At 47.7% G+C, this 13,526-nt stretch carries 13 protein-coding genes; 10 read left to right on the top strand and 3 right to left on the bottom strand.

Translation table 11 applies throughout. The features are described 5' to 3' along the window. Positions 1 to 65: 65 nt before the first annotated feature. Positions 66 to 1,019, bottom strand: coding sequence for a cytochrome c oxidase subunit II (locus SPB21_RS10230; RefSeq protein WP_250565432.1), 954 nt, complete (start codon positions 1,017 to 1,019; stop codon positions 66 to 68). Positions 1,020 to 1,657: 638 nt separating this feature from the next. On the opposite strand from SPB21_RS10230, the gene SPB21_RS10225 reads away from it, so the two are divergent. The 10 genes from SPB21_RS10225 (at position 1,658) to SPB21_RS10180 (ending at position 11,732) form a co-directional block, all read left to right on the top strand. After that, the gene (locus SPB21_RS10225) at positions 1,658 to 2,593 is read left to right on the top strand and encodes a COX15/CtaA family protein (RefSeq protein WP_163696145.1); all 936 of its coding nucleotides are present in this window, start codon (positions 1,658 to 1,660) and stop codon (positions 2,591 to 2,593) included. A 255-nt stretch (positions 2,594 to 2,848) separates the two neighbouring features. Continuing rightward, positions 2,849 to 3,814, top strand: a complete 966-nt coding sequence (locus tag SPB21_RS10220) for a heme o synthase (RefSeq protein ID WP_163696148.1) — start codon at positions 2,849 to 2,851, stop codon at positions 3,812 to 3,814. 159 nt (positions 3,815 to 3,973) lie between these two features. Then, positions 3,974 to 5,005, top strand: coding sequence for an ABC transporter ATP-binding protein (locus SPB21_RS10215; RefSeq protein ID WP_499866473.1), 1,032 nt, complete (start codon positions 3,974 to 3,976; stop codon positions 5,003 to 5,005). Between the two features lie 87 nt (positions 5,006 to 5,092). Further along, positions 5,093 to 5,368, top strand: coding sequence for a BrnT family toxin (locus SPB21_RS10210; protein ID WP_499866472.1), 276 nt, complete (start codon positions 5,093 to 5,095; stop codon positions 5,366 to 5,368). Continuing rightward, positions 5,352 to 5,609 (top strand): hypothetical protein, encoded by a 258-nt coding sequence (locus tag SPB21_RS10205; RefSeq protein ID WP_490793086.1) that lies wholly within the window; start codon positions 5,352 to 5,354, stop codon positions 5,607 to 5,609. Before SPB21_RS10210 ends, SPB21_RS10205 begins: the two co-directional genes overlap by 17 nt. A gap of 14 nt (positions 5,610 to 5,623) precedes the next feature. Next, on the top strand, positions 5,624 to 6,499 hold the full coding sequence (locus tag SPB21_RS10200; protein ID WP_163669441.1) for an ABC transporter permease: 876 nt from the start codon (positions 5,624 to 5,626) through the stop codon (positions 6,497 to 6,499). A gap of 14 nt (positions 6,500 to 6,513) precedes the next feature. Further along, positions 6,514 to 7,140 (top strand): TRIC cation channel family protein, encoded by a 627-nt coding sequence (locus SPB21_RS10195; RefSeq protein ID WP_163669443.1) that lies wholly within the window; start codon positions 6,514 to 6,516, stop codon positions 7,138 to 7,140. A 106-nt stretch (positions 7,141 to 7,246) separates the two neighbouring features. Continuing rightward, positions 7,247 to 7,585: a hypothetical protein gene (locus SPB21_RS10190; protein WP_163669445.1), complete on the top strand. Its 339-nt coding sequence runs from the start codon at positions 7,247 to 7,249 to the stop codon at positions 7,583 to 7,585. Positions 7,586 to 7,859: 274 nt separating this feature from the next. Next, positions 7,860 to 11,057, top strand: a complete 3,198-nt coding sequence (locus SPB21_RS10185) for a valine--tRNA ligase (RefSeq protein WP_499866471.1) — start codon at positions 7,860 to 7,862, stop codon at positions 11,055 to 11,057. A gap of 42 nt (positions 11,058 to 11,099) precedes the next feature. After that, positions 11,100 to 11,732, top strand: a complete 633-nt coding sequence (locus SPB21_RS10180) for a hypothetical protein (RefSeq protein WP_163696158.1) — start codon at positions 11,100 to 11,102, stop codon at positions 11,730 to 11,732. 28 nt (positions 11,733 to 11,760) lie between these two features. On the opposite strand, the gene SPB21_RS10175 is transcribed toward SPB21_RS10180, so the two are convergent. Further along, a complete protein-coding gene (locus tag SPB21_RS10175; protein ID WP_163696159.1) occupies positions 11,761 to 12,384 on the bottom strand; it encodes a dioxygenase family protein in 624 nt (207 codons plus the stop codon). Positions 12,385 to 12,558: 174 nt separating this feature from the next. Then, positions 12,559 to 13,188, bottom strand: a complete 630-nt coding sequence (locus tag SPB21_RS10170) for a hypothetical protein (RefSeq protein WP_163669461.1) — start codon at positions 13,186 to 13,188, stop codon at positions 12,559 to 12,561. Positions 13,189 to 13,526 lie beyond the last annotated feature (338 nt).

Genomic DNA, 13,526 nt, shown 5'->3' with positions numbered 1-13,526 from the left:
CGTCAAGGAAGAATTGGAAAAAGAAAAGGAACGTTCTAAGGATGGAGGGTTGGCAATGCCAACCCCTAAGGCATCAACGCCATATCCATGTGGGAATGGGGCATAGGCTCCGCTGGCATATGCAGAGAATCTTTAAAGTGAGCCAAATACTCAGTGTCGGTTTCAGCTGGTTTTTGGCTGGCGGCTGCAATGGCTGTTGAAAGGTCGATGGATCCACTAGCAATACGTTTCTGTACCCATTCGTCATACTCTTCAGGAGAATGAACGATCATTTGGGTGCGCATGCCGCCATGGTAAGAGCCACATAGTTCAGCACAGACAACAGGGTACGTACCCTCTCGTGTTGCCTTAAACACCAAAGTTGTTTTCTTCCCCGGAATCATGTCTTGCTTAATGCGAAACTCCGGCAGCCAGAACGCATGAATCACATCCTGTGCTTTGAGATTTAGCTTTACCAATTTGCCAACGGGAACATGGACCTCACCATCCACAATGCCAGTGTCAGGGTACGTCATGACAAATGCAAACTGCAGGCCCAGTACATCAATATTGAGGGTATCTTCAGCTAATTCACCGGGAGCAGGCGGTTTACCCAAACCAGACGCTGCCACCATGGGATAGCTGGATGTATCTTCATTCGATGATGCGTAGGCAAGCTGGACTGCCTTAGAGGAATGATGCTCCATTAAATTGAGACCGCCCATCTCGGTATAAATTTCAAAGCTATATACCGAGAGACCTAACACAATAATGGCTGGGATCGCCGTCCAAAGAATCTCCAGGGGAATGTTGCCCTCAATGTGAGGACCGTCGGTTTCATCCCCTTTCTTACGACGAAATCGAATCAAGGAAATCACCAGGGCACCCTCAACAATGAGAAACAGCCCGGTACCAATGGTCATCATTAAGTTAAATAACTGATCGACCTCACTGGCTTCGGTGGATGCGGCTACAGGCATCAAACCGTGGTTTTGACCGTACCAAAGACTGATCAGCGTAACGGCAACGCCGATCAGCATGGTGACAATAGAAGTAGGAATACCGTTCACGATTTGAACACTCTCCTGTGGGGTGGTCCGTTGTATAAAAATAGAATGGGTTAACGATGGAGTGGAGAAAACAGATTAAGGACGCTTATTTTTCTTTGGACACAAGAAAATCTACTTGTTCTAAAGTGCAGCTACCTAAGATAGGGTATTCTCGACAAATTGTCGGCCTCAGGTAGTAAGCTGTATCAATTCATTAACCTGTAACTGAACGTAACGTTCATGGGGTTATTGGGGTGAACCGTAGAGCAATATCAATAGAATTCAAAAGACGGATAGAAAGGATTTTCTAAAACTCCCCTCAAGGTAACGCTATCTCTTCGTAAATGACAGTCTTTGTAAAGTTGATTTTAGCTATTTAAGGATTTTCTTCAGATTCTTTTTGTCTTTGTGTATGTCAATGTGGCTAAAAGCCCTGAATAACAAGTGTTTCTGGAGTTTTTGCCTGATGGAGAAGACGTTATCATTTTAAGGAAATTTTATAAATCACACCAAACGAGAAGAAATGCTAAATGTATTTCATCGAAGGTAAAAAAATTTTCTACTCTGTAGAGAAGTGTTTCTGTTAATCGGTTTCAACTTCTCAATTTCTTAAGAGAGTTTTTAGATTCATGGCTCATTCCTCGTTATCCGCTCTCCATGCAGACAGTGTCTCTGGGTTTGATCCAGTGCGTTATCTGCGCCGCTGGGTGTGGAAAATGGCTATAGCAACTCTAATATTGATGGCCATTGGCAGTGCTACTCGTGTGATGAATGCAGGGTTAGCCTGCCCAGACTGGCCACTGTGCTATGGGCAAATTGTGCCTAGCCAACAGATGAATTTACAAGTATTTCTAGAATGGTTTCATCGCCTGGATGCTTCGCTGATTGGCCTGATGGCCATTGGTTTAGTAGTACTCGCTATGCGGTGGCGTGAATCCTTGCCAAATTGGGTACCTTGGGCAGCTTGTTTTGTTCTTTTTCTAGTTATTTTCCAAGGTGTTTTAGGTGGTCTTACGGTGACACAGTTGTTGCGGTTTGATATTGTTACCGCCCATTTAGGGACTGCACTTTTGGTGTTTTGCACTCTGTTGGCCATGGGCATGGCACTTTTGCCCTATCAGGCTAAGGGAACTGCCGGTAAATTATCCTGGCTGAGCGGCCTAGCGGTGGTATTCGTTTATGCCCAAAGCTTGTTAGGTGGTTTGGTCGGTTCCCGCTGGGCGGCCCATCAATGTTTTGGGTTGGCGGAGTTATGTAATGTTGTAAACGCCCACCTGATTGGCATAATTCCTGCTAGCCTAGCAGTAATTTTATTGGCTGTTTTTGTCTGGCGCACGCCTGCTTTGGATAATGTGTTGAGATCGCAAGCTCAACTTGCTTTTGGGCTCCTGATTCTCCAACTCATTCTCGGCCTTGCCACCTTCCGACTTCATCTGCAAGTTGAGACCCTAACGGTCTGTCATCAAGCCGTAGGTGCTGGTTTATTAGGCACCTTAGTTTGTTTTACTGTCCTCTCCATAAGGGATAGATTCTTTGAAAGCGGCCCCTTGTTAATTAAGTCTTAGTTTTTTTTGAGCTTTGCTCTTCTCAGCTGACTGAGTATTTTGAGTGGTACGCGGTCAGATTTTTTACGCGACGCTTTTGGTGTCAACACTGATCGTCAACAAATAGATCGTCAACAAATAACTCAAAACTAAGATATTGATGCTGTTGCTGATTTAGGGGATGCATCGATCTTGCAGACTTGTCCTCAGCCAGTATTTTCCAGATTAACGTCTCCTTTCTCCTACGGACTCCTTCATACTCTTTTTTGATCCCTTATGCAGCCCTCCAATATTGCTTCTCAGGTTCACCACGAGAACATTAATCAAGTCTTTCGCAGTTATTATCAGCTCACAAAACCTCGCATCATTCCTCTACTGTTGATTGAAACAGCGGCTAGTATGTGGGTGGCCGCGCAGGGGCATCCAAACTTACTGCTGGTGTTAGTCACACTGATCGGCGGTTGGCTGGCGGCAGCATCTGCTCAGGTCATCAACTGTGTATATGATCGCGACATTGATTACGATATGGAACGTACTCGCGATCGCCCAATTCCTTCCGGGCGGATTCAAGTACGGGATGCACTGATCTTTGCAGGGCTACTCGCGCTGTCATCTTTTACCCTATTGGCTGGATTTGCCAATCTGCTGGCGGCCTGTTTGGCGATGGCCGGTATTGTTGTTTACATCGGTGTGTATACCCACTGGTTAAAGCGGTCTTCACCCCAAAATATTGTTATTGGTGGTGCTGCCGGGGCGATTCCTCCCATGGTTGGCTGGGCTGCGGTTACTGGCCATATAGGCTGGGCCGCCTGGATCTTCTTTGCCATCGTGTTTGTATGGACACCCCCTCACTTTTGGGCACTGGCCATACTGATTAAAGATGACTATGCCAAGGTGAATGTGCCCATGTTGCCAGTGATTGTAGGTAATGAAGAGACTGCTAAGCAAATTTGGCTCTATACCATTCTTTTGGTGCCCGTGACGTTACTCATGGTGTGTCCGACGGAAGCTTGCGGTTGGCTATATGGTCTGCTGGCACTATTGCTGGGTGGGTTATTTCTACAAAAAGCCTATGATTTAAAGCAGTGCCCTTGTGATCGCGACTTGGCTCGAGGTGTCTTCAAATATTCCATCTTTTACATGATGCTATTGTCAGCAGCTATGGTGGTGGATAGCCTGCCTGTAACACGGTACACGGTGCAAGCCCTGGTCGGTTTTTTGGGTGGCACTTTCATTAGCTGATCGGCATTGCTGATCCTCGGGATGACTGTGATCCTCTACAGGACACTTGGCCTCACCTGGCCAAGATTTCCCAACTCAAGCTGATACCCTAGGCTACGAATCACAATTACAATGTAGTGTGATTCGTCAGCCCCAAAGGGCACCTACGTGAGGTTTAGGATGTCGCAGCCGCTTGCAGTTGTCATTGAAAGCCTTCAAAAACGCTATGGCGATGTCTTAGCGTTGAAGGATGTATCACTACAGATTGAACCTGGAGAAATCTTTGGTTTACTTGGCCCCAATGGTGCCGGTAAAACTACGACGATTCGCTGTCTGTGTACCCTGGCATTGCCCGATGCTGGCAATCTAGAGGTGATGGGGATATCAGTTATCCAGGATCCACGGCGGGTGCGACAGCGACTGGGCTATATCGCTCAAGAAGTTGCTCTAGATAAGGTCCTGACTGGCCGAGAGCTGCTGGAATTGCAGGCGGCAATTTATCATCTGCCCACTAAACTGGCCAAATCCCGCATTGACCAGATGGTTGAGTTGCTGGAGTTAACCGACTGGGCTGATCAGAAAACGGGCACCTATTCCGGTGGGTTGAAAAAGCGTCTGGACTTAGCTGCTGGTTTGCTGCATCAGCCGGATGTATTAGTTTTAGATGAACCGACAGTGGGTCTAGATATCGAAAGCCGCTCAGCGGTATGGCGATTTTTGCGCCAGCTACAGGCAGCGGGTACAACGATTTTAATTACTAGCCATTATTTAGAAGAGGTTGACGCCCTGGCAAATCGAGTTGCCATTATCGATCAGGGTCAGGTGATCAGCTCCGGTACCCCTGCTGAGCTTAAGTCTAAAGTCGGTGGTGAGCGCATTACTCTACGCATCCGGGAGTTTACTCCTTTGAATGAGGCAGAACAGGCCAGTCAGATGCTTCAGGGATTGCCTGTGGTGCAAGAGGTGATCGTCAATAGCGCCCAAGGGAATTCCCTAAATCTGGTGGTAGAGTCTGAGGCCGATGCTCTAATGACAGTGCAAAAAGCCCTCAAAGAGGCAGGTTTACCCACCTTTGGCATTGCCCAGTCGCAGCCTAGCCTGGACGATGTGTACCTGGCGGCAACGGGGCGCACCATTATGGATGCGCAAATGGCCGCTGCTAGTAAGCGGGATATGAAAAAGGAAATGAAACAGCAAAATATGAAACGTTAGCTGGTAATTTTGCGTGTTGCGTGTTGCAGAGCGTTATTAGTTCGTGCTTGCTAAGTATTTTGAGGTGGAGATGTACCCTTTTTAAGTATGGAGTTCGAATGGGATCCTGATAAAGCCGCAGCTAATTTCGAGAAGCATGGTGTTTCATTTCAAGAAGCCGCAACTGTCTTTAATGATCCGCTGTCTATCACATTTCCAGATCCAGATCATTCAGTTGGAGAAAATCGCTACATTATCATTGGAGCATCAATTATTGGATTACTCTTAGTTGTTGCACATACGGATCGAGATCAAAGACTCCGAATCATCAGTGCTCGAAAAGCTACTCGCAAAGAGAGAACGTTTTATGAAGAAGGATTCTGACAATAACCTAGAGGATACCCTCAGACCTGAGTATGATTTTGCCCAAATGCAGGGTAGTGTTCGTGGAAAATATCTTGAAAGGTATCGTCAAGGCACTAACCTAGTACTGCTAGATCCTGATGTTGCTCAAGCCTTTCCCAAGGCTGAAGACGTTAATGATGCCCTACGTTTATTGATGAAACTAGCCCAGCGGCAACAGGCTCTAATCCAAAACTTAGACCTTAAAACTCACAACTCATAACTATATATCTAGAAATGAGCAGTTCCAGTATTCAAAACAGTCAGCTACAGCAGTGGAAAGATGATGCGATCGCAGCCCCTGGCCTCAGCGAATTTATCCAAGAAACCTTAGCTCTAACCAAGCGCCTATTTATTCAGCTACAGCGCCGACCCTCTACACTGGCGGCTGGCATTATCCAGCCTTTGATGTGGCTGATTCTGTTTGGTGCGTTGTTCCAAAACGTGCCCCAGGGATTGTTTGGCGATAGTGTTAACTACGGACAGTTCATTGGAGCTGGCATCATCGTATTTACGGCTTTTGGTGGGGCACTAAATGCTGGATTGCCAGTGATGTTCGACCGAGAGTTTGGCTTTTTGAACCGGTTGCTAGTGGCTCCACTGGTGTCTCGATTTTCCATCGTGATTGCCTCAGCGCTGTTTATCGCCGCCATGAGCATGGTGCAAACCGCTGCCATTGTTGGCCTCAGTACATTTCTCGGTGCGGGGTTGCCCAGTGTTGCTGGTTTAGGGCTGATGGTGGCCATTATTTTAATGCTGGTGCTGGGCGTAACCGCCTTTAGTCTAGGGCTGGCATTTGCGTTACCGGGGCACATTGAGCTGATCGCCGTTATCTTTGTGACTAATTTGCCGCTGCTGTTTGCAAGTACAGCATTAGTGCCCCTATCATTTATGCCCCGCTGGCTCAGCATCATCGCCAGCCTAAACCCCCTCAGCTATGCCATTGAGCCCATTCGTTACCTTTATCTCCACAATAACTGGAGCTTTAGCAACATCGTCATGCAGGCTCCCTGGGGTGATATTTCCATGGGTACGTCCATCTTGCTGCTGGCCGGTTTTTGTAGTGGTGCCCTAGCGTTGGCGTATCCATTGATTAATCGCCGTATTGCCTAAGCTTGGTATAGACAGTGATTCTGCATATTCTAGATTTAGTGGGTGTTGCTGTCTTCGCCATCAGTGGAGCCTTAGCAGCGGGACGCAAGCACCTGGATTTGCTAGGTGTGGTCGTGATTGCAGTGGTTACAGCCATTGGTGGCGGGACTGTACGGGATATTTTACTAGATCGGCATCCGGTCTTTTGGATCGAAAGGCCAGTGTATCTATCTGTAATTTTAGGATCAGCGTTGCTGACGGTGGTCTATACCAAATTTTTTAGTCCTCCCCATAAATCCTTGCTAGTCGCCGATGCCTTTGGACTTGCCTTATTTTCCATTAGCGGTGCCCAAATTGCCGAACAGGGCAACCTGGCAGCCTTACTCGTGATCGTCATGGGCACAATTACCGGTGCTGCTGGTGGCGTTCTGCGGGATGTCTTGTTGGTGAATATTCCAGTGATTTTGAGGCGAGGTCGAATTTACGCAACCGCTGCCATCGTCGGCATTATGGTCTATCTGGCGTTACAAAGGTTGGGTATGGTGCAGACCTGGGCCGCTCTGGTGGGGATGACAATAGTCGCTGGATTGAGGTTGGCTGCCATTATTTGGGGGTTGATGCTACCAATTTTTAGCCTTTCGGATCCCCCACTAGAGCATTAGCCCAGTTAGCCAATTAAAAAAATTGCCTACAGGTGTATCAACCCTAAATAGTCTTGCTAAACTATGGGCATAATGCATAGCAAATAAACTCACAGTAACCTTTCCTATGGCAAGCATCCTTAAAAATGTATTCGCTTCTGTAATAGGTCTAGGTTTGGTCCTAGGTTTTGCAACCGTTCCAGCACTAGCTCAATCCAATGGTGGGTTTGAGGATTTAAGCGGTGATTCTGATAATAATGAAGTGTTCGGTGGTAGCGGCGTTAGTTTGACTGACCTGCTAAGCAATGCTCGTCGCGCCGATGGTCTAAGTCAGGGTGAGTTTAGCCAAAAAACCGATCGCGATATTGACGAAGCCGCTGCTGATTTTCGTCAGCGTCAGCAGGAAGCCATTGGCACCCAGCAAGGTGGTGTGGTAGGCACACCTGAGTTGGAAGAGCAGCTTTAGTCTTTAAAGGGAATAGGGCATAAGCAGTAGGGATCAGCCTACTGCCTAGGTGAAATCCTTAGATAAAGAAGCCTTCGGGGGTAGCATTGCTACCCCCGTTTGTTTTAAGAAAATGACTATTGCCAAGCTTGAAATTTCCCCCCATTGCCCACTCCCCATTCCCTATTTCCCAAAATTTCAAGCCGATACAGCACCAGTCCTGCGACACTTTCCGGTTATGGCCTAACATTGGTTAGTTAGTCATTAATATCGCGCTCAAGGTACCCCTAAGGAAATGACCGCCCCTAATTTATCGAGCCAGTACGATCCTTCCCAGACCGAATCCAAGTGGCAGTCCGCTTGGGAAGACAATGCTGTATTTAAGGCCGATCCAGACCATGGTGGCGATCCATTTTGTGTGGTGATTCCACCACCGAATGTCACTGGTAGCCTACACATGGGTCATGCCTTTGAGAATGCATTAATTGACACCCTGGTACGCTACCAGCGAATGAATGGGCGTAATACCCTGTGGTTGCCAGGAACCGACCATGCCAGTATTGCGGTGCAGACCATTCTTGAAAAAGAACTGAAAGCCCAGGGCAAAAACCGTGAAGATGTAGGCCGTGAAAAGTTTTTAGAGCGGGCCTGGCAATGGAAAGAAGAGTCTGGCGGCACCATTGTTAACCAACTGCGCAAGTTAGGTGTATCGGTAGACTGGACCCGTGAGCGGTTCACTATGGATGAAGGCCTATCAAAGGCTGTATTACAAGCGTTTACTAAGCTCTACGAAGAAGGACTAATTTATCGCGGCAACTATATGGTTAACTGGTGCCCTGCCAGTCAGTCAGCGGTGTCCGATGTTGAGGTTGAAAACAAAGAGGTAGATGGTAATCTCTGGCACTTCCGCTATCCATTGACCGATGGGTCTGGCCATGTGGAAGTTGCTACCACACGTCCCGAAACCATGCTGGGTGATACGGCAGTAGCGGTTAACCCGGAGGATGAGCGCTATCAAGAGATGGTGGGTAAGACGCTAACGTTACCGTTGGTAGGTCGTGAGATTCCAATTATTGCTGACAACTATGTGGACAAAGAATTTGGGACCGGCTGTGTCAAAGTGACACCGGCCCATGATCCCAATGACTTTGCCATGGGTGAGCGCCACAATCTGCCCATGATCACCATCATGCATAAAGATGGGTCGATGAATGAAAACGCAGGCCGCTTTGAAGGCCTTGATCGGTTTGAAGCGCGTCAGCAAGTTGTTGCGGCTTTGGATGACGTGGATGCGCTAGTGCGTATAGAAGACTATAAGCATAGCGTTCCCTATAGCGATCGCGGCAAGGTGCCGGTCGAACCGCTGCTATCTACCCAGTGGTTTGTCAAAATTCGTCCCCTGGCCGATAACGCTCTGGATGCGCTGGATAATCATCAGTCTCCCCGGTTTGTTCCTGAGCGTTGGACCAAGGTATACCGTGATTGGCTGGTAAATCTGCGCGATTGGTGTATCTCTCGTCAGCTATGGTGGGGGCACCAGATTCCTGCCTGGTATGCTGTGAGTCAAACCAATGGTGAAATTACCGACACCACACCATTTTTTGTCGCTGAGTCAGAAGCAGAAGCTCGCGCTAAAGCAATTGAACAGTTTGGCGAAGGCGTGCAGCTAAAGCAAGATCCCGATGTTCTTGATACCTGGTTTTCCTCCGGTCTGTGGCCTTTCTCAACCATGGGCTGGCCCGATGAAAATGCCAAGGACTTCCAGGCTTACTACCCCACCACCACCCTGGTCACCGGGTTTGACATTATCTTCTTCTGGGTGGCCCGTATGACGATGATGGCGGGACACTTTACCGACACCATGCCCTTTGAAACGGTGTATATCCATGGTCTGGTGCGGGATGAAAAAAACCAGAAGATGTCCAAGTCCAAGGGCAACGGCATCGATCCGCTGGTGTTGATCAACAAGTACGGCACCGACGCTCTGCGATACACCCTGATTCGTGAAGTGGCTGGCGCGGGTCAAGATATTCGCCTGGACTATAATCGCAAGACTGATGAGTCATCTTCGGTGGAAGCGTCTCGAAACTTCACCAATAAACTGTGGAATGCCTCTCGGTTTGTGATGATGAATCTGGGGGGCAAAACTCCAGCGGATTTGGGTGAGCCTGAACCTACCAAGTTAGAACTATCAGATAAATGGATTCTCTCCAAGTTTAACCAGACCATTACAAATACCCGAGAGTATCTCGACAAATATGGCATGGGTGAAGCTGCCAAGGTGCTGTATGAGTTTACCTGGGGAGACTTTTGTGACTGGTACATTGAGTTGGTGAAACCCCGTCTTTATGGAAAAGATGAGGATTCAAAGCTGGTGGCACAACAGACGCTAGCCTTTGTTCTTGACGGTATTCTCAAGCTGTTGCATCCGTTTACACCCCACATCACTGAAGAGGTTTGGCATACACTGACTCAGACGGGTGAGGATAGTTATCTGGCGGTGCAGCCCTACCCCACCGTGCGACCTGAGCTAGTGGATGCTGAGTTGGAGAAAGACTTTGACCTACTAATTGGTACTATTCGCACCATTCGTAACTTGCGGGCTGCCGCAGGTGTCAAACCTTCGGCCAAAATTGAAGCGATTCTTAAAACCGATGATGCCAATGAAGTCCGTATTCTGAATGCAACTCAGGTGTATCTCAAGGATGCGGCCAAGGTTGAGACGCTAACAATTGGTAGCACCACGTTGACAGCAAAGACCTTAGCGGTGGCAGAAACTGCTGGTGAAGCAACATCGCCAGATACCTCTAACGATTCCGAGAAATCTGAGTCTGGTGAACTACCAGAAATTGACTGGGCGGATGGTATAGATGCAGTGCAAACTCTTCTAAAGCATCCCCTCGGCTATATGGGACAGGCATACAAAGCCGCTAAAAAGCCTGCATCTGTTCTACTGTTTCTGGGGTTAAGTGCTCTGGGGTTGAGATTGGCGGCAGCTGTGATTTCTGGCATCAATACAGTGCCATTCGTTGGTCGATTTTTCCAGATGATTGGTGTGGGTTACACGGCTTGGTTTGGTGGTCGCTATCTGCTAAAAGCGGCCAACCGTCGACAGCTTTGGGATAACACAGTTGGTCTCTGGGATGAAGTGGTCGGTACCTTTAGCAAGGATGAGAGTGCGCCAGAATATGATGCAGAACTCACACAGAAGCTTGTAGGCATCAGAGACACTCGACAGATGTTTGCCGGTGTATTTGGTACTGTGCAGGTGCTGATTCCGCTGACGGGTCTGGTGGATGTGGATGCGCTGAAGCAAAAGATCGAGAAGTCTCTGGCTAAGGTGGAAGGGGAAATTAAGTCCATCAATGGTCGTTTGAGTAATCAGGGCTTTGTCGCTAAGGCTCCTGCCCATGTGGTTCAGGAAGCTCGGGACTCTCTGGTTGAAGCAGAGACCCAGGCAAAACTGCTGAGAGAGCGGTTGGCAATGCTGTAATTGTGTTGTTCCAGCTGTTGTTAATTACAGAGGCATAGGCGTATGGCGCACTTCCCAAGGTTTAAGTACGGTGTGTTTTTACTCGGTGCAATAACATTCTTGGGCAGCTGCGCAGCCGCTTCTGGGCCAGCTGATCGTCAAGACAGTGTTGATCGTGTCGCTGATGACGTACAAGTGCAAGATGAATTGGTTCAAGAGGATATAGCTGCTGAGGGTGCGATCGCACTAAACCCCGACTCTAATCCTGACAAACTCAATCCAGTAACAAAAGCCCCCTCAGTTGCTAGCCAACCCGTTTCTACCGATAGTGGCCAGGTCTTATTTTCCTGTCATACCGCTGAGGATAAGCTGATTGCCCTATATGACCGGGATACCGTCATCAAGTATGTGTTTGGCCCGGAAGAGCAGCCCGAACTTGTACTCGACGTGCCTCGCGAGGAAGCATCCACATTTCAGTGGCAGGGGATTGGCCGGTATGAAAATTATTCCATCAGCATTCCTAATAAAGACACGGTTTATATAGTGTCTTGGGCACGGGATCGTTTAGACATTAATCAACCGGCTGAGGCTGGCGTAAGTGTCGAAATTGATGGCGAATATATCACCACCGTAGACTGCGTTTCGGATATTATTCACAACATGATCGGCGTGGATTTATCGCCGACACAGCTTTAATCAAACCAGCTAAACTTAATTACAGCATCTAAGTTGTTTCCAGGACAAAGTTAAAGGCAGCTTTTTTACGACCATCGCTATCATCTACAGCCATTAAAAGAGCTGGGTTAAAGAGAAAATCTCCCTGATTGGCAGGCTCCCCTGGAAAGTAAAGCTGAGTGGTAAGAATAGGTTGATTGGGAGCTTGTACCTTGATATGGAAATGACGGGTGCGCCCAGGGTAAATACCGGGCACGATGGTTTCAATGCGGTAGCGTCCATCTGTGTCTGTAAACTGATGACCGCGAAAGGTGTAGCCACGATTGTCGTATTCACCTTGGTTATTGGTGTGCCAGCAGTCTACTAAAGCACCAGCAACGGGCACACACTGCGACGAGAGCACCTGACCTGTAATTAACACGGGCGTGCCCGGCAACCCTGGCTCTAATAAAGATTGGCGTTCTGGGGAATCAGGGGTATAAAAAGGACCTGCGGTTTGGGATGGTGTGGTTGCATCATGACCGCAGGCGGGGGTGGGTGACAGAGCCTGGGCCGTCTGATGTGTAGTGTTTTTGGTCAATAGTGAGCGGCTACAGGTGGCTGATAGAAATGAAACGAGGGTGGCAGGGCCGATTTTCAGAAGCGTGCGACGATTTAACCGTGTATTAGGCATGAGGGACCACCATGGTTTCGGTATTTGATTTTATGGTAAACCTGGATTTTCCAAATCGACTGCCTGTAGCCATAGTTAATCCTTCTAACCATTAAAAGCATTGGTTAGAGGGACATGGGTAGGTGCGATCGCACCTTATATTCGATCAACTGTCACTTTTCGCGAGCAGTGTCTCTACGATGCTGGCTGTTCTCCTAACTCTTCAGCATCTCCAGCCGCTTCTGTGGAACTTTCCGTTAGATTGGTGCCTTCATTGGTATCCAATAGCATCTCAGCTGTTGGAACTCCTGTTTTTTCCTTTTGGAACAAGGCTTCTACGCCATCTTTCCAGTTTTGATATAGGTTACTGATCCGGGTTCTCCATTTCTCACGATTCTGTTCTGCTTTTTGTGGAAACCAGGAGAAGATTAGCAGGTCAAGTACAAGCTCTATACTTCTGACTACGGTCAATATAAAACCTGTTAGGAGTTTGTAATGGATTAAATAGTAAGGTGTAAAAAGAACTGCGGAGAACCAGAGAAGATTATCAAAGACTTCTTTATCTAGATTAAAAGAGATGCTGACGTGAACACGTAAAAGGGTGTACCACAAGGAAATAACAACCAGAGTGCTGACGGTAAACCCTATAAATCCTTCGGTTTTCTGCCATAGGAACTGAACTAAACTCTTTGCTGTTGTCCAAACGACACCTGCCAGTGCCAAGGCTAATACACCGTAGGTAGCAATATTTGTCCAGTCAAATTCACTAAGGTCACCGAACATTGAGATGTCGATCTGCTGCAGCCAATCAATTAGAGATTCCATAATTTTTCGTTCCTTGGCAAGGATGCTTCACGTTGCAAGATAAGGAATTTTCAGCGTTGCCTTTCATCGATAGCGTAACGTCTACATATCGTTCTGTAACGTACGGTTTTCACCATCTATCTGGCCTTTACCTACAGCATCATCTGAGTAGATTCCTGCTTGATTTATGATGTTTCTGACTAAGACTTGTTTGAACGTTTGCCAATCAGTGGAGTGTGTTTCATTCCGATGTCCACCTCCATCATGCAGAAAAATTTTCTAAATGGTTCCCTTCGACTCCGCTCAGGGAACGGCGACTGACTCTCCTCAGGGAGTAGAAATCTACTTGGAACTAACTA

Origin of the sequence: Leptothoe sp. ISB3NOV94-8A (genome assembly GCF_043421595.1) — a bacterium.
Taxonomy (GTDB): Bacteria; Cyanobacteriota; Cyanobacteriia; order Phormidesmidales; family Phormidesmidaceae; genus Leptothoe; species Leptothoe turfae.
Note: the sequence above shows the minus strand (reverse complement) of the source record. Positions and strands in the feature narration are given on the sequence as shown.